We start from the raw sequence: 16874 nt of genomic DNA, 5'->3' as shown, positions 1-16874 counted from the left end.
GGTACAAGAAAGGGCAGCCCCGATGGGCTGCCCTTTTGCGTTGATGGGGGCTGCTATAGATCCCCTAGGCCGGGGCGTTTGCCGATAGAGACGTGGTCGATATCTTCGGTCCGGAACCCCTTGATCAGCGAAGGGATCATCGCAAAGACCAGCAGGAAGATCGGCAAGCCGACGACCGTGATCACCTGTTGCAAGGCGGTCAGCCCCAAATCACCTGCAAGAATCAGCAGCATCGCCGCGACCAGCCCTTCGGACACGCCCCAGAACACCCGCTGACGGGTGGGGCCGGGTTCGGGCGAACCGGTGCACAGCATGTCGACAACCAGCGACGCGGAATCCGAGGATGTTGCAAAGAAGATCGCCACCACCAGCACGGCGATACCCTGCACGATATCGGCGAAAGGGAAGCTTTCGAAAAACGCGAACATGGCAAGCGGGACTGAGTCAGCCACTGCGGCGCTCAGCGAACCGGCCTGCGCGCCAAGAGCCGTGCGCGCGGCGGTGCCGATGCCGTCAATCTCCATCGCTTGCCAGCCGAAGATCGAGAACCAGATCAGCGTGAACAGGGACGGGGCCAGCAGCACGCCAAAGACGAACTCCCGTATCGTGCGCCCCCGCGAAATCCGCGCGACGAAAAGCCCGATGAAGGGCGACCACGTGACCGTCCAGGCCCAGTAGAACACCGTCCAGCTGCCTTGCCAGCCCCAATCCCCATTCGCGGGATTGGTATCGGCAAGCATATCATTCCAGAAGGCGAGCCGTGGCAGGTTGCTTAGGTACAGGCCAAAGGTCTCGACCATGCCGCGCAGCAGGAACAGGGTCGAACCGGTCACCAGCACAAAGACCATCAACGCCACGGCCATGCCGATATTGAGGTTGGACAGCAGCTTTACCCCCTTATCCAGCCCCGCCACGATAGACACCACGGCAACGGCGGTCAGCGCGGTCAGTATGCCGACCTGCAGCGGCACGCCGTCGTTCCACCCAAACAGCGCCGACAGACCCGCTGCGATCTGCGATGACCCCAGCCCAAGCGAGACCGCGACGCCGAACAGCGTGCCGAGGATCGACGCAATGTCGATCGCCTTGCCCCAAGGGCCGTGGATGCGCTCTTTCAACAGCGGGTAAAAGACCGAACTGACCCGCACGGGCAGATCATAGCGGTTGATGAAATAGGCAAAGGCCAGACCGGGCAGCGCGAAGATCGTCCAGGTGTGCAGCGCAAGGTGGTATGTGGCGATAGAGATGGCGTCTTGTGCGGCCTGTTCCGTGAAAGGTTCAACGCCGGGCAGGGGCGGGTCCGAAAAATGGCTGATCGGTTCGGCCACGCCCCAGAACATCAGCACGGTGCCGATGCCGCCCGCGAAAAGCATGGTGAACCACGACAGGTTTGTATACTCGGGACGGCTGTCGCGCGGGCCAAGGCGGATATGGCCGTGACGGCTCATCGCGGCCCAGATCAGAAAGCCCAGCCAGACGTTGACGCCAAGAATAAAGAACCACCCCAGATGCGATACGATCCAGGCGCGGCCTGCGGCGAAAGCATCCCCGATCGGTTCAGGGGCAAGGACAAGAGCCAGTACAAATAGGGCGGTACACAGGGCGGAAACAAAGAAGATTGTAGGGTCCGTTCGTAGTCCTAGTCGGCTTGCCAGTTCCCGCATTCGCACGTCCTCCGCTGCATTATTATCGGTTCTTGGTCAGGTAGAACCCTGTGGCTCAACGTAAAGTCCCTGTGATCGTTCCGGGTTTGCTGCGCTTCACAGGGGCGGCACCGCCGTTGCGCAGGGGGCGCGTGGGCTTTTGCGGCGCAGGATTACGCGAAATGTTGCGCCCGTCCCCCGCGCAGGCTAAAGCCAGCGCCATGACACATCCTGAACGCCCCCGCCGCAATTTCTACGGTCGCCTTAAAGGCAAATCGCTTAAGCAAAGCCAGAAAGGCTATATCGAAGAGGATCTAGAGGCGCTGTCGCCCGGTCCTGTCGATTGGGACGCGAACCCCGACCGTACACCGCTGGACCTGCCGACGCTGTTTGGCGGCAAGCCCGTCTGGCTCGAGGTCGGCTTTGGCGGCGGCGAACATATGGTGCATCAGGCCGCGCAAAACCCTGACGTGGGCATCATCGGCTGTGAACCCTACATCAACGGGGTCGCGATGCTGTTGGGCAAGATCCGCCGCGCGGGTGTCGATAACGTGGCGATCCACCCCGGCGATGCACGCGATATCTTTGACGTGCTGCCAGAGGCGTCGATTGACCGCGCTTTCCTGCTTTACCCCGATCCGTGGCCGAAAACGCGCCACCACCGTCGTCGCTTTGTGACGCCGGAACATCTTGAACCGCTGGCAAAGGTGCTCAAGCCCGGCGCGATCTTTCGCGTTGCCACGGACATCGAAGACTATGTGCGCCAGACGCTTGAGCAGGTGCCGCGCCACGGGTTCGAATGGCTGGCGGAACGCCCCGGCGACTGGAAAGAACCCTGGGGCGACTGGATTTCCACCCGCTACGAACAAAAAGCCCTGCGCGAGGGGCGCGTGCCGCACTACCTGACTTTCCGCAAGACCTGAGCGGGCGGGCGCGGGCAAGAACGCGGGCAATGGACGGGGCGGGATCGCTGGTTTAAGACGGGCTTTCAGGAAGTTTTTTTGAGGGTTATCCATGTCCAGCCACGCCACGCCCGTCCCGATGACCTCTACCGCTTGCGGCCCGCTGTCCGGCGTGGCCGAGGTGCCGGGGGACAAGTCGATCTCGCACCGGTCCTTGATTTTGGGCGCGATGTGCATTGGCGAAACCACCATCAGCGGATTGCTTGAAGGCGACGACGTGCTGGACACGGCCAAGGCGATGCAGGCCTTTGGCGCGGAAGTCACCAATATGGGCGGCGGCAACTGGTCTGTGCGCGGTGTGGGCGTGGGCGGTTTCGCAGAACCGGACGGGGTGATCGACTGCGGAAACTCGGGCACGGGGGTGCGCTTGATCATGGGGTCAATGGCGACCTCCCCCATCACCGCGACATTCACCGGCGACGCCAGCCTGAACGGCCGCCCCATGGCGCGGGTCACCGATCCGCTGGCCTTGTTCGGCACGCAATCTGTCGGGCGGAAGGGCGGACGCCTGCCCATGACCATCGTGGGGGCGGCTGACCCTGTGCCCGTGCGCTACACCGTGCCAGTGCCGTCCGCACAGGTGAAATCCGCCGTCTTGCTGGCAGGGCTGAACGCCCCCGGCAAGACCGTCGTGATCGAGGCCGAGGCAACGCGCGACCATACGGAGCGGATGTTGGCGGGCTTCGGTGCCGAGATCTCGGTGGAAGACACGGATGAGGGCCGTGTGATCACTCTGACCGGCCAGCCGGAGCTACAGGCCCAGCATGTTGATGTGCCGCGCGATCCGTCCTCGGCTGCGTTTCCGGTCTGTGCCGCCTTGATTGTGCCGGGCTCCGACGTGCTGGTGCCGGGGATCGGGCTGAATCCGACACGGGCAGGGCTGTTCACCACGCTGCGCGAGATGGGGGCCGATCTGACCTATGAGAACGAGCGGACCGAGGGCGGCGAGCCTGTCGCCGACCTGCGCGCCAAATTCTCGCCCGACCTCAAAGGGATCGAGGTGCCGCCAGCGCGCGCGGCGTCGATGATCGACGAATATCCGGTGCTCTCTGTCGTGGCCGCCTTTGCGCAGGGCCAGACCATGATGCGCGGCGTGAAAGAGCTGCGGGTCAAAGAAAGCGATCGGATCGACGCGATGGCCAAGGGGCTGCGCGCCAATGGGATCGAAGTGGACGAGGGCCCCGATTGGTGGGCGGTCACCGGACGGGGGCACGGGAACGTGCCGGGCGGGGCCACCTGCGCCAGCCAGCTGGACCACCGCATCGCGATGTCCTTTATGATCCTTGGCATGGCCGCAACCTCGCCTGTCAGTGTGGACGACGGGTCGCCGATCACCACGTCCTTCCCGATCTTCGAACCGCTGATGAAACGCCTTGGCGCGGATGTGACGCGGGGGGATGCGTGATGCTGGGCTTTACCGTTGCGATTGACGGGCCGGCTGCGGCGGGCAAGGGCACCGTCGGGCGCGCTGTTGCGGCGCATTTCGGTTTTGCGCATCTGGACACCGGCCTGCTCTATCGCGCCGTAGGGGCGAAAGTGCTGGAGGGCATGACCGCCGAAGAGGCCGCCCTGACCCTGCAAGCCGATGATCTTGAGAATGACCAGCTGCGCACCAATGCCGTGGCAGAGGCCGCGAGCCGCGCCGCTGCGATCCCGGCTGTGCGGGCCGCCTTGGTCGATTTCCAGCGCAGCTTTGCCATGCGGGCAGGGGGCGCGGTGCTGGACGGGCGCGACATTGGTACGGTGATCTGCCCCGATGCGCCGGTCAAGCTATTCATTACCGCCACGCCCGAGGTCCGTGCACAGCGCCGCTTTGCCGAGCTTAGCGCCAAGGGGGCCGAGGTCACGCTGGAAGGGGTGTTGGCCGATGTGCAGGCCCGCGATGCCCGCGACAGCACCCGCGCCGAAGCACCGCTGAAGCCCGCCGAGGATGCAGAGCTGATGGATACCTCGACCATGGATATCGAGACAGCCGTGGCCCGCGCCATCGAACTGGTGGCCGCACGTAGAGGTGACTAGACGCGGCGGAACGAATGTCGGTGCCTGACGTTGGACTAAGACGTGTCTGGCGATAGGCTGGGCACGATAGGAATAAACAAGAGGTGCTGACTATGAAGACCGCTCAAGACTATCTCGACGATGCGAATGCCGTTGTCCCCAAGATGGACGCCAAGGACGCGATTGCGAAACATGCCGAAGGCAAGGGCGTCTTTGTCGACGTGCGCGATTCCGGCGACATCGCTAAAAGCGGGACCATCAAGGGCGCGCATCGTGTGCCGCGCGGCATGATCGAATTCCGCGCCGATCCCAACAAGGAAGAGATGTATAACCCGATCTTCGAAAAAGACGCAGAGATTTACCTGATCTGCGGCGCAGGCGGTCAGGCCGCGCTGTCGGGTAAGACGCTGCACGACATGGGCTATACGAATGTCACCAACATCGGCGGTTTTCCCGGCTGGAAAGAGGCGGGCGGCCCGACTGAAAGCTGATCGCGCCGCTACGCGGATGACCGAATGGACAAGGGCAGGCTACGGTCTGCCCTTTTTGCTGACATCGCCCTGTATGAAGCTGTATGAACAGGGGTTCACCCGTGCCGGCCCTTGCCTTTGCCCCGAAACAGGGCTATACGCGCGACTGTCTAAGGGGCGGATACACGTTTCGGGCGCGAGATATCAGGCAGGGTCGGTTTCATCCGGCCCTCTTTGTTTTGCGGATCGAATCCCATCGCGGATGACAATTTTAACCACAGACCGGCGGAGACAACCGCGCGGCCAGAAACCAAATGCTAAAGGAAAATCAAGCTACATGGCTATGAACTCAATGGAAGACTTCGAAGCACTTTTGGAAGAAAGCTTTGAAATGGACACGCCCGAAGAGGGCTCTGTTGTCAAAGGCAAGGTTATCGCGATCGAAGCGGGCCAAGCTATTATCGACGTAGGCTACAAGATGGAAGGCCGCGTTGAACTGAAAGAATTTGCCGAGCCTGGCGAAGCACCCAAAGTGGAAGTCGGCGACGAAGTCGAAGTATTCCTGCGTCAGGTAGAAAACTCCCGTGGCGAAGCTGTCATCTCGCGCGAGATGGCCCGTCGCGAAGAAGCCTGGGACCGTCTGGAAAAAGCCTATGCCGCAGAAGAGCGCGTTGAAGGCGCGATCTTTGGCCGCGTTAAAGGTGGCTTTACCGTTGATCTGGGCGGCGCAGTTGCCTTCCTTCCCGGTTCCCAAGTTGACGTGCGCCCCGTGCGCGATGCCGGCCCTCTGATGGGTCTGAAGCAGCCGTTCCAAGTTCTGAAAATGGACCGTCGTCGTGGCAACATCGTTGTTTCGCGTCGTGCAATCCTTGAAGAATCCCGTGCCGAACAGCGTGCCGAAGTGATCGGCAACCTGACCGAAGGTCAGGAAGTTGACGGTGTGGTCAAGAACATCACCGAATACGGTGCCTTCGTTGATCTGGGCGGCGTTGACGGCCTGCTGCACGTCACAGACATGGCATGGCGCCGTGTGAACCACCCATCCGAGATCCTGTCGATCGGCGAAACCATCAAGGTTCAGGTCATCAAGATCAACAAAGAGACGCACCGCATCTCCTTGGGTATGAAACAGCTGCAAGAAGATCCATGGGATCTGGTTCAAGCCAAGTACCCGCTGGAATCCACGCACACTGGCCGCGTCACCAACATCACCGATTACGGTGCATTTGTTGAGCTGGAGCCAGGCGTTGAGGGTCTGGTTCACGTTTCCGAAATGTCCTGGACAAAGAAGAACGTACACCCCGGCAAGATCGTTTCCACCAGCCAAGAAGTCGAAGTCATGGTTCTGGAAATCGATGGCGCCAAGCGTCGCGTTTCCCTTGGTCTGAAACAGACCATGCGCAACCCATGGGAAGTGTTTGCTGAAACACACCCAGAAGGCACCGAAGTTGAAGGCGAAGTCAAAAACATCACCGAATTCGGTCTGTTTGTTGGCCTGCCAGGCGACATCGACGGCATGGTTCACCTCTCTGACCTGAGCTGGGACCAGCGCGGCGAAGAAGCGATCCAGGACTACCGCAAAGGTGACACGGTTCAGGCCGTTGTTTCCGAAGTTGACGTGGAAAAAGAACGCATCAGCCTGTCGATCAAAGGTGTGGGCGGCGACAAGTTCGCAGAAGCAGTGGGCGGCGTGAAGCGCGGTTCCGTTGTGACTGTGACCGTGACCTCCATCGAAGACGGTGGCATCGAAGTCGAATACGAAGGCATGAAAGCCTTCATCCGTCGCTCCGATCTGTCGCGTGACCGTGCCGAACAACGCCCCGAGCGTTTCTCGGTTGGTGACAAGGTTGACGTCCGCATCACCAACGTTGACGCGAAAGCGCACCGTCTGGGCGTGTCGATCAAAGCACGTGAAATCGCAGAAGAGAAAGAAGCAGTCGAGCAGTATGGCTCCTCTGACTCCGGCGCATCCTTGGGTGATATCCTGGGTGCCGCTCTGAAAGGCGACGAATAAGCCTTAGCGCTTGTTGCACAGATCAGGGGCCTCGCAGTGCAGACTGCGGGGCCCTTTTTCGTTGCGAATCGCAATCTGTGGCGAGGGGCAGGGAAGGGCGGCTGGCAGCGCTGTTCCGGGTGGTTGCGTGAAATGTGACTAAAAAATGACTGGAAAACAGCGACTTCCCGCTACTTAATCGCAATAATAGAAATATGCATGACTTCACGAACGCGTTTGGTTTGCTATAGTCCCATCTAGTTAAGACATTAATTGCGCACCTCGGAGGACGTTAAATGATCCGGTCAGAACTGATCCAGAAGATTGCCGACGACAATCCCCATCTCTATCAGCGCGACGTGGAACGGATCGTAAATACCATCTTCGAAGAGATCACCGGCGCGATGTCCGACGGTGATCGGGTAGAGCTGCGCGGCTTTGGTGCCTTTTCAGTGAAAAAACGTGACGCCCGTGTGGGCCGGAACCCTCGCACTGGGGAAACGGTTCATGTAGAAGAAAAGCACGTGCCGTTCTTCAAGACCGGTAAACTGCTTAGAGATCGTTTAAACGGGAATTCCTAATGCGTTATGTTCGCTACCTCTGCATCGCAATCTTCGCCATTGCACTGATCGCGGTTGCCTTGGCCAACCGGTCTATGGTGTCGCTGAAGTTGCTACCGACCGAGGTATCGGGCTGGTTCGCGTTGAACCCTGAAATTCAGGTGCCGCTGTTTATTGTCATTCTGGGTAGCATCATCGCCGGTCTGCTGGTGGGTTTCGTCTGGGAATGGATCCGCGAATACGGCCAGCGTGCCGAAGCCGCACGTCAGGCCCGCGAAATGCGCCGCCTGGAACGTGAAGTCGCACGCCTGAAGGGCGAGAAATATCAGGACCAGGACGAGGTTCTGGCGCTGCTGGATCAAGCAAGCTAAGCGGGCCTACGCCCCTTAGCGCAGGAAGTATCCGATGACCCAAAATTTGCACGTGAAATTCTGCGGCTTGCGCAGCACGCAGGATATTGCGGCGGCGGCTGCCGCTGGCGCGCGCTATGTCGGCTTTGTTTTCTTTGAAAAATCTCCCCGGCACGTCACGATTGATCAAGCCGCTGAACTGACCATAGAGGTGCCAATTGGGCTGTGTAAGGTCGCGTTGACGGTCAACGCGGATGACGCCTTTCTGGACGCGCTGACGGCGGCTGTGCCTATTGATATGCTGCAGCTACACGGCAAGGAAACGCCCGAGCGTGTCGCCGAGGTCAAGGCGCGCTATGGGCTGCCGGTGATGAAGGCGGTCGGTGTGGCCGATGCAGATGACCTGCCACAGATTGATGCCTATATGGCCGTGGCAGACCAGATCCTGATCGACGCGAAACCGCCCAAAGGGGCAGCGCTGCCCGGTGGCAATGGATTGTCCTTTGACTGGCGTCTGATCGCAGATCGCACATGGGACAAGCCGTGGATGCTGGCAGGGGGGCTGACCCCTGACAATGTGGCTCAGGCCGCCCGTATGACCGGGGCACGTCAGGTAGATGTCTCTTCCGGTGTGGAAAGCGCGCCGGGTGTAAAGGACGCGGGGCTGATCGCGGCATTCGGAAACGCCGCGAAGGTCTAGTATTGGCAGGATGGCCCCTTAGAAGGTGAGGGGGTATTCCTTGGCCAGCGCGTCGAATTTCATCAACGACGCAACCAGCGCAGGCATCTGATCCAGATAGATCATGTTCGGCCCGTCCGACGGTGCGTTGTCCGGGTCTTCGTGGGTCTCGATAAAGACCGCGCCCACGCCAATCGCGACCGCTGCGCGCGCCATGACGGGGGCGAACTCGCGCTGTCCGCCGCTGGAGCCACCTTGCCCACCGGGCTGCTGGACTGAATGGGTCGCGTCCATCACGACAGGGTATCCGGTTTGCGCCATCTGCGGCAGGCTGCGCATGTCAGCGACCAGCGTGTTGTAGCCAAAGGAGGTGCCGCGTTCGGTCAGCAGGATACGCTTGTTGCCGGTGGATTCGATCTTGGCGACGACATTGGGCATATCCCACGGGGCCAGAAACTGACCCTTTTTGACGTTCACGACCTTTCCCGTATTGCCCGCGGCCAGCAGCATATCGGTCTGGCGGCACAGGAAGGCGGGGATTTGCAGGATGTCGACAGCCTCGGCCGCGATGGCGCATTGCGCTTCGGTATGCACGTCGGTCAGGACGGGCACGCCGATGGATTTGCCCACCGATTGCAGCACAGCCAGACCTTCGTCGATGCCAAGCCCGCGTTTACCCTTAAGGGAGGTGCGGTTGGCTTTGTCATAGCTTGCCTTGAACACGAACTGGGCACCCACGGCATCGCATGCCTCTTTCATCTGGCCGGCGATCATCTGTGCGTGGGTTTCGCTTTCCAGCTGGCAGGGGCCTGCGATCACCGTCAGCGGGCGATCATTCCCGATGACGACATTTCCAACGGTGACTTGGGTCATTTTGTTACCTGTTCTTTCAGAATGGAGGAGGTCAGCGATAGCATGAGGTAGATGCCCGCAAAGATCAGGAATGTCAAAATCGTGTTCTCGAACTTGCGTGGGTATGAGGCGCTTTGCGACGCCACCGGACGCACCGCGACGGTCAGATATCGGACCTGACGGCTGGCCTCTGTTCGGGCTTGCTCCATCTGGGTCTGGGACGCCTGCAAGGCGGCATCCGCCGCTGCCAGATCGGCCTGCGCCAGTTGCAAGCTGACCGCTTGTTGTGCAAGCGAGTTGGTGCCCTCGGTCGCGCTGTTCATGCGTTCGTTCAGCTTGTCCAATTGCGCACTCAGCCGGCGCACGTCGCCTTGGGCACCGTCCACCTTGGCGCGGTTCGGGCGCGGGTTGTCGAGCAGGGCGGCAAGTTCAAGCTCTTTTTCCAGCAGCAAGGTTTCATAATTGGTGATCTGCCCGCGGATCGACGCGATCACCGCCTGCGGGTCCACCCCGTTGTCGACCTGCAGCTTGATCAGCGCTTCCTGCGCCTCGCGGCGTTTGGCGACCGTCTGCTCAAAGGCTTCGCGGGCGTCGCGCATGCCATCTTCGCGCTTTTGCTGCGACAGGGCGTTCACGCGTTCTTCGGCATATTCCAGCAGGTGTTCGGAAAAGTCTTTCGCGACCTCGGGATCGGCGGCAATCACCTCCATGCGGATCATGCCTTCGGTCGGGTCGTAGCCGATTTTAACGTTGTCCTTATAGTGTTTATACGCTTCCTCGTTCGACGCATCGGGGCTCATCCGCTGGATCGGGTCGATCGCGGGGTCCGAGAAATGCTTCATAAAGCCGACATCACGGTCCAGCCGCAGCATCGCGTCTTTTGACTGCAGGTAGCTTTGTGTCGCGATACTATCGGCGGAGTTGGCAAATTGCGTCGGCAGCAGCCCGCCAAGGGGGCCAAGCCCGCCTGTGCCTTCGTTCTGGATAATCAGGAACTGGCTGTCTGTCGCATACATCGGGGTGGCGATGTTGTAGAAATAATACCCGCCCATGATTGTGGGCAGCCCGACAAAGAACGCCAGACGCACCATAAGCAGCCCCATCTTGCGACGGCGGCGCTTGGTGATGTCACGCTGGATGTCCGAGATCTCGCGCATGCGGCGTTCCATCGGATTAACGTCGGTCGAGGGCAGATTGCGCCCCCCGGCAGGGACTGTCTGGGGAAGCTGGATGCGCCCTTTTTGCAGTGCCGTGCCGGTGGATTGCTTGTCCTGAGGAACGACCAGTTCCAGCATGTTGGAGCGTTGGAACGGGTCGATCCCTTCGGCGCGCAGCAGCCGCACCGCATCGAAGTCAGATGTCGGGGCAAGCCCGTGTTTTTGCGCCACGCGACGGGCCATGCGCAACTGGCGGCCGGTCAGCCCTTCGCGGCGGATCGCGTCGATGTCCTGCTCTCCGCTGACTTCGGTCGCCGATGACACCTCGCCGCTGCGGGCGTCGGTGGGTGGGGTCGGGCGCGCAGCGGAGGCTGCGGCAGCTTGGCTGGGCGCTGCAGCTTTCGGTGCTTCGCCGCGTGATGCAGCCGCAGCGCGTGGCGCGTCGGGGGCCTGCGGCTTTGGCGGGGCTGCCGCGGGGGCATCACGTTCGACCGCGTCGGTTCCTTTTGGGGCCGCAGCAGGGGTCGCACGTTTGATGCGGAATTTTCTAGCCTTGGGTTTCGTAGTCATAAAGCTGTTTGGCCTCTTCCAAGGTGTCGAAGATATGTAGCTTTCCGCCAAGCAAGACAGCAGCGGACCGCGCGAATTGTTCCAACGTCTCGGCTTGGTGCGAAACGATGATGATCGTCGTCGTGCGCAGCCGTTCTTGCAGAATTTCGCCCGCCTTGCGGTTGAACTCCACATCTGTGGTGCTCGGCATGCCTTCGTCGATCAAATAGATGTCGAAATCAAGCGCAAGCAGCAGTGAAAACGAAAACCGTGATTTCATCCCGGCCGAATATGTCCCGACGGGCTGGTCAAAATATTCCCCCAACCCACACAGCCAGCGACAAAAGCTTTCGACGTAGTCAGGGTCCAGCCCATAGAGACGGGCAATATAGCGGGCATTCTCTACCGCGGAAACCTTGTTGACGACACCGCCCATGAACCCCAGCGGGAAGCTGATGTTGCAGCCGCGTCTGATTTCACCTTCGTCCGGCTTTTCCAGCCCTGCCATCATATTGATAAGGGTCGTCTTGCCGGTGCCGTTCGGGGCGAGGATGCCAAGGGAATGCCCCAAATCCACACGAAATGACACATGGTCGAGAATGACCTTGTGTTGCGTGCCAGTCCAAAAGGACTTGGAGACGTTGTCGAATTCCAGCATGCCTGCTCCGATTGGTGCTGTTGCGGGTATGTCGCGCCCTGTTTCCCGAGCCTTGGGAGGTGTCTAGCCCTCTATTTTGACTATATTATGTCGTAGTTGAGGCCGAAATTACAAGGAGCCAAAACGACCCACGCGCCCGAAGGCGGTGCCATCGGCGATGGTTTGCAGGGCGCGCTATACGAAAGGTCGAGGGGTGCGGGTGTTAGTGACCGATCACCTTGGCATCGTGGCAATGGGCATCCTGGGTCTCAAGCTCCAGCGTGACGTGGTTCAGATCGAACTCGGACTTCAGGTAGGATTTCAAGGCTTGACGCAGGGCGCTTGGGTCGGTGCCTAGTTCGGCGACGATATGGGCGTCAAAGGCCGCGCCGTGTTCCTCCATCAGCCACAGGTGCACATGATGGACGTCTGCAACACCGGGCTGGTCGCGCAGTGCCGCGATCACGTCTTCGGTGCGCAGCGCATCGGGCGAGGCAAGCATCAAGATCCGCGCCACCTGCGGCAGTTCGGTCGCGGATTGCCAAAGGATATATCCGGCAATCAGCAGCGTGGCCAGTGGGTCCACCCAAGCCCAGCCGAACAGGATCATCAGCGTCCCCGCCACGATCACGGCAACCGACCCCAAGGCATCCGCCACATTGTGCAAAAAGGCCGCGCGGATGTTCACGCTGGATTTCGATGCGCGAAAGGTCAACGCGGCGGTGCCCAGATCTACCAGCAAGGCGAAGCCGGCGACGATCACCACGATCCAGCCCGCCACGGGTTCGGGATTGGCAAAGCGCATCGCGGCCTCATAGACCAGATACAGGCCGATCACGATCAAGGTGGTATAGTTGATCAGCGCCGCGACCGCCTCGATCCGGCCGTAGCCAAAGGTCATATCTGCATTGGCTGGACGGCGGGCGATCTTGCGTGCGGCAAAGGCGATGATCAGCGCGATGGCGTCGCTGAAGTTATGCAGCGCATCGGCGATCAGCGACAGACTGCCCGCGACGATCCCGCCGATGACCTGCGCGACCGTGAGGCCGAGGTTGATCGCCACCGCGAGGGCAATCTTGCCGTCGCCGCTGTCGGGATCGACGTGATGATGGTGACCGTGTGACATGGGGGGATTTCGCTATCTGTGATGTTTACCGTGGGGATGATCAGGGCAGGGGACCGCGGCGTCGGCGCAACACTCTGTCATCAGGAACTCGGACAGATCCTGTACCGCATCATGGGATACCGCCGCGCAGATGATGCTGCGCCCCTGCCGCTGCTGGCGCACCAGCCCCGCGGCCACAAGCAGTTTCAGATGATGGGTCAGCGTCGACCCGGTGATGCCCGCGCGATCACCCAGCGTGCCGATGGTCAGCCCGTCAGGGCCTGCGCGCACCAGCAAACGGAGAACTTGCAAACGTTGCTCTGATCCGAGCGCGGCAAAGCGCGCAGCAGCCAAGGCGAGATCATGGGGGGAGGCGGGATTCATTTTCATGTTTTTAGAAATATAGAAATGACTAGCCGCGTCAAGCTCATTTCAAAAGGTTTCGAAATGAGTGCTGGACACCACCGCGTCACCGCCCCCTTTGAAACCGGCGCGCCACCGCTTAGGTCTACCCCCATGACCGACATCCGCTCCGAACTCAGCCAATGCACCCTCTGCGCCGACCGCTTTGCGGCTACGGCGACGGGGCACCGGCCCAATCCGGTGGTCTGGTTCCAACCGGGCGCGCGGCTGCTGATCGCCTCGCAAGCGCCGGGGTTGAAAGTGCACGAGGCAAACACCCCCTTCTGGGATGCCTCGGGCAAACGGCTGCGCGACTGGCTGGGCGTGGACGAGACGACCTTTTACGACCGCAGCCGCGTGGCGATCATCCCCATGGCCTTTTGCTTTCCGGGCTATGACGCCAAGGGCAGCGATCTGCCGCCTCCGCCGATCTGTGCGAAAACATGGCGGGCCCGGGCGCTGGATACTGTGCCCGATGTCCGGCTGACCGTGTTGATCGGGGCCTATGCCATGCGCTATCACCTGCCCGGGTTCACCACAGTCACCCGCGCCGTCGCCGATTGGCAAAACCACCCCAAGGGCGTCTTTGCCTTGCCTCATCCCTCGTGGCGCAATACCGGTTGGCTCAAGAAAAATCCGTGGTTCGAGGAGGACGTGCTTCCCCGGCTCCGCGCTGCTGTAAGGAATGTACTGGATGACTGAAGCGACGCCACTGGACATCGCCCATGCCGCCATGATGGCCGATGAAAGCGATGACGCTGCCCGCCTGCGGTTCTATGAACGCATGGCGGATGTGGAGCTTTTCCTGCTGCTCGAAGACGAACCGGACGCCGATCAGGTCAGCCCTGTCCTGCTCGAGGACGCCTATGTGCTGGTCTTTGACCGGATCGAACGGCTTGCGGCCTATGTCGGGCAGCCCGCGCCCTATGTGGCACTGTCGGGGCGCGCGATCGCGGGGATGCTGGATGGCCAACCGCTTGGCATGGCGGTGAACCTGGATGTCGCCCCTTCGGCGATCCTGCTGCCCGACAGCGCCGTGGCTTGGCTGCGCGACACACTCGCCCATGAAGCCGGAGAAGTCGAGGCGCGCATCGACCGTGTTCTGCCGCCCAAGGGCCTGCCCGAAACGCTGATTGCCGCGATTGATGCCAAGCTGGCGACCGCCACAGGCATGGCGGCAGGTGCGTGGCTGGTCGGGGTTGAATACACCGGCGGCGGGCGCGGGCATCTGCTGGGCTTTGTCGGGGCCATCCCGCGCGCACAAGACGCGCTGGTACGTGCCGCTTCCGAGGCGCTGACCTTCTCGGGTATCGATGCGGGGGCGATGGATGTGGGCTTCTTCGCGCCCTCTGATCCGACGGTTGAAAAACTGTCGAAAGTCGGGCTGCGTTTTGATCTGCCCCAGATGGACCCGCTGGAAAAAACCCCGCGGATGGAGGCCCCCGGCTCTGACCCGTCAAAGCCGCCGATCCTGCATTAGCGAGGACCAAAGCCGCTTGCATCCCGCCCCGCTTGGCGCGATCAATAGGCCATGACATTGAACCCCGCCGATCCCGCATTCGAGGCCGCGCTGCGTGCCGATCTGTCGCCCGACGTCTTCCGTGCGGTCGAACCCCGCTATCTGGAAGAACCCCGCGGGCTTTATGCCGGAAAATCGGCCGTGCTGGCCCTGCCACGCACGGTCGAAGAGGTCGCGACCCTGATCCGCCATGCCAATGCAGCACGGGTCGGCGTGATCCCCTATGGCGGTGGTACCGGACTTGTGGGCGGCCAGGTGGCAGACTCTGGCCCCGCTCCGCTGATCCTGTCGCTGGAACGCATGAACAAACTTCGCGCAGTCTACCCCGATGAAAACGTGCTGGTGGCCGAAGCGGGGATGATCCTGTCCGACGTGCAAGACGCCGCCGAGGCGGCGGATCGCCTGTTTCCCCTGACCCTCGCGGCACAGGGTTCTGCCCGAATTGGGGGGAACCTCGCGACAAATGCGGGCGGCACCGGCGTGCTGCGCTATGGCAACGCCCGTGATCTCTGTCTGGGGCTAGAGGCCGTGCTGCCCGATGGCCAGATATGGAACGGCCTGACACGGCTGCGCAAGAACAACACCGGCTATGATCTGCGTCACCTGCTGGTCGGTGCCGAGGGCACGCTTGGCGTCATCACCGCCGCTGCGCTCAAACTCTTCCCGCGGCCCGCCAAGACGGGGACCGCGCTGCTGGTCGTGAACTCTCCGGCGGCGGCGCTGAAGCTGCTGTCGCTCGCGCGCAGTCAATTGGGCGAGATGATCAGCGCGTTCGAGATCATGAACGGCGTCGGGCTGGATTTCCTCACCGAAAAGATGCCCGAACTCCGCCAGCCCTTCGACACCCCGCCAGAATGGAGCGTGCTGATCGAATTGGGCCTCAGCGGTGATCTGGAACCGATGGCGGCGCTCGAGACGCTGTTTGCCGCCGCCTTCGAGGCGGAGCTGGTGGCAGACGGGCTCATCGCGCAAAGTCAGCAGCAGTCCGAAGATTTCTGGGCCGTCCGCGAGATGATGCCCCACGCCAACCGCCAGATCGGGTCGATCTCCAGCCACGATATCTCGGTCCCCTTGGGCGCGCTGCCCGAGTTTATCATCCGTGCGGGGGAAAAGATCGGCGCGCTGGGCGATTTCAGGATCAATTGTTTCGGCCATGTGGGCGACGGCAACCTGCACTACAACGTTTTCCCGGTGCAGGGCCGAAGCCGCGAGGATCATCTGGAGGATCGCTTGCCCATCAAGACGGCGATCCATGATCTGGTGCACGAGCTCGGCGGCTCTGTCAGTGCGGAGCACGGGATCGGGCGGCTCAAGGTCAAAGACCTCGAACGTTATAGCGATCCGGCAAAGCTCTCTGCGTTGCGCGCGATCAAGGCGGCGCTGGATCCGAACGGGATCATGAACCCCGGCGCGATGTTCCCCGCGCCGGAATAAAGTCTCGGCAACGCGGTTTACGCGCCTTCAAAGGCACAGAGCGCGTTGACCTCCATCCCCATCGCTTCCAGCCGCTTGCGCCCGCCAAGTTCCGGCAGGTCGATGATAAAGGCGCAGGACACGATCTCGCCGCCCAAACGCTGGATCAGCTTGATCCCCGCCTCGGCGGTGCCACCGGTGGCCAGTAGATCGTCGACAACCAACACTTTCTCACCGGGCTGGATCGCGTCGTCGTGCAGTTCCACAATCGCCTCGCCGTATTCCAGCTTGTAATCCTGAGAGATGGTGCGACCAGGCAGCTTGCCCTTCTTGCGAATAGGCACAAAGCCGACGGACAGTTGATGCGCGATCGCGCCACCCAGAATAAAGCCGCGCGCCTCAAGCCCGACGACCTTGTCGATGTCGATGCCGGCATAGGGGTGCAGCATCTGGTCGATGGCCATACGGAACCCGCGCGGGTCGGCGAAAAGCGTGGTCACATCGCGAAACATGATCCCTTCGTGGGGGAAATCGACAATGGTACGGATGTAATCTTGAACCTGTTTCATGCAGTGCTCCGGTCGT

18 protein-coding genes are annotated in these 16874 nt (G+C 61.3%); 11 read left to right on the top strand and 7 right to left on the bottom strand.

Annotated features, from left to right (window positions below; all coding sequences use genetic code 11):
- Positions 1-53 precede the first annotated feature (53 nt).
- A complete protein-coding gene (locus AADW22_RS12825) occupies positions 54-1664 on the bottom strand; it encodes a BCCT family transporter (RefSeq protein WP_289089414.1) in 1611 nt (536 codons plus the stop codon).
- 200 nt (positions 1665-1864) lie between these two features.
- On the opposite strand from AADW22_RS12825, the gene trmB reads away from it, so the two are divergent.
- From trmB to AADW22_RS12785, 8 genes are all read left to right on the top strand, one after another.
- Positions 1865-2566: a tRNA (guanosine(46)-N7)-methyltransferase TrmB gene (gene trmB, locus AADW22_RS12820; RefSeq protein ID WP_235183805.1), complete on the top strand. Its 702-nt coding sequence runs from the start codon at positions 1865-1867 to the stop codon at positions 2564-2566.
- Positions 2567-2657: 91 nt separating this feature from the next.
- Entirely contained in the window at positions 2658-4010 is a 1353-nt protein-coding gene (gene aroA, locus AADW22_RS12815) for a 3-phosphoshikimate 1-carboxyvinyltransferase (protein ID WP_074634656.1), read from the top strand.
- Positions 4010-4624: a d(CMP) kinase gene (locus AADW22_RS12810; protein ID WP_037944691.1), complete on the top strand. Its 615-nt coding sequence runs from the start codon at positions 4010-4012 to the stop codon at positions 4622-4624. The genes aroA and AADW22_RS12810 overlap by 1 nt, the downstream gene beginning before the upstream one ends.
- A 92-nt stretch (positions 4625-4716) precedes the next feature.
- Positions 4717-5094, top strand: a complete 378-nt coding sequence (locus AADW22_RS12805; protein ID WP_407473860.1) for a rhodanese-like domain-containing protein — start codon at positions 4717-4719, stop codon at positions 5092-5094.
- Between the two features lie 316 nt (positions 5095-5410).
- Positions 5411-7087 carry a 30S ribosomal protein S1 gene (gene rpsA, locus AADW22_RS12800; RefSeq protein ID WP_235183804.1) on the top strand — a complete coding sequence of 559 codons (1677 nt, stop codon included), beginning with the start codon at positions 5411-5413 and terminating at the stop codon, positions 7085-7087.
- A gap of 275 nt (positions 7088-7362) precedes the next feature.
- A complete protein-coding gene (ihfB, locus tag AADW22_RS12795; protein ID WP_005849411.1) occupies positions 7363-7647 on the top strand; it encodes an integration host factor subunit beta in 285 nt (94 codons plus the stop codon).
- Entirely contained in the window at positions 7647-7997 is a 351-nt protein-coding gene (locus AADW22_RS12790; RefSeq protein ID WP_009825117.1) for a LapA family protein, read from the top strand. The genes ihfB and AADW22_RS12790 overlap by 1 nt, the downstream gene beginning before the upstream one ends.
- Positions 7998-8031: 34 nt before the next feature.
- On the top strand, positions 8032-8676 hold the full coding sequence (locus AADW22_RS12785) for a phosphoribosylanthranilate isomerase (protein ID WP_407473859.1): 645 nt from the start codon (positions 8032-8034) through the stop codon (positions 8674-8676).
- Positions 8677-8694: 18 nt separating this feature from the next.
- Here AADW22_RS12785 and kdsA read toward each other — a convergent pair whose 3' ends face one another.
- The 5 genes from kdsA to AADW22_RS12760 form a co-directional block, all read right to left on the bottom strand.
- Complete coding sequence (gene kdsA, locus AADW22_RS12780; RefSeq protein WP_407473858.1) at positions 8695-9528, bottom strand: 3-deoxy-8-phosphooctulonate synthase; 834 nt, start codon at positions 9526-9528, stop codon at positions 8695-8697.
- Entirely contained in the window at positions 9525-11234 is a 1710-nt protein-coding gene (locus AADW22_RS12775) for a capsule biosynthesis protein (protein WP_407473857.1), read from the bottom strand. Before AADW22_RS12775 ends, kdsA begins: the two co-directional genes overlap by 4 nt.
- Entirely contained in the window at positions 11212-11871 is a 660-nt protein-coding gene (locus AADW22_RS12770) for an ABC transporter ATP-binding protein (protein ID WP_005849402.1), read from the bottom strand. Before AADW22_RS12770 ends, AADW22_RS12775 begins: the two co-directional genes overlap by 23 nt.
- A gap of 202 nt (positions 11872-12073) precedes the next feature.
- Positions 12074-12976, bottom strand: coding sequence for a cation diffusion facilitator family transporter (locus AADW22_RS12765; protein WP_407473856.1), 903 nt, complete (start codon positions 12974-12976; stop codon positions 12074-12076).
- Positions 12977-12988: 12 nt separating this feature from the next.
- Complete coding sequence (locus AADW22_RS12760; protein ID WP_407473855.1) at positions 12989-13345, bottom strand: ArsR/SmtB family transcription factor; 357 nt, start codon at positions 13343-13345, stop codon at positions 12989-12991.
- A 126-nt stretch (positions 13346-13471) separates the two neighbouring features.
- Here AADW22_RS12760 and AADW22_RS12755 point away from each other — a divergent pair, with 126 nt between their 5' ends.
- The 3 genes from AADW22_RS12755 to AADW22_RS12745 are packed head-to-tail and all read left to right on the top strand — an operon-like array spanning position 13472 to position 16310.
- A complete protein-coding gene (locus AADW22_RS12755) occupies positions 13472-14059 on the top strand; it encodes a uracil-DNA glycosylase family protein (RefSeq protein WP_407474597.1) in 588 nt (195 codons plus the stop codon).
- Positions 14052-14837: an SseB family protein gene (locus tag AADW22_RS12750; RefSeq protein ID WP_132997710.1), complete on the top strand. Its 786-nt coding sequence runs from the start codon at positions 14052-14054 to the stop codon at positions 14835-14837. The genes AADW22_RS12755 and AADW22_RS12750 overlap by 8 nt, the downstream gene beginning before the upstream one ends.
- 51 nt (positions 14838-14888) lie before the next feature.
- Positions 14889-16310 carry an FAD-binding oxidoreductase gene (locus AADW22_RS12745; protein WP_407473854.1) on the top strand — a complete coding sequence of 474 codons (1422 nt, stop codon included), beginning with the start codon at positions 14889-14891 and terminating at the stop codon, positions 16308-16310.
- Between the two features lie 17 nt (positions 16311-16327).
- Here AADW22_RS12745 and AADW22_RS12740 read toward each other — a convergent pair whose 3' ends face one another.
- Complete coding sequence (locus AADW22_RS12740; protein WP_009825109.1) at positions 16328-16858, bottom strand: adenine phosphoribosyltransferase; 531 nt, start codon at positions 16856-16858, stop codon at positions 16328-16330.
- Between the last annotated feature and the right edge of the window lie 16 nt (positions 16859-16874).

Origin of the sequence: Sulfitobacter sp. PM12 (assembly GCF_045586035.1) — a bacterium.
Lineage (GTDB): Bacteria > Pseudomonadota > Alphaproteobacteria > Rhodobacterales > Rhodobacteraceae > Sulfitobacter > Sulfitobacter pontiacus.
This window is presented reverse-complemented; position numbering and strand designations above follow the sequence as displayed.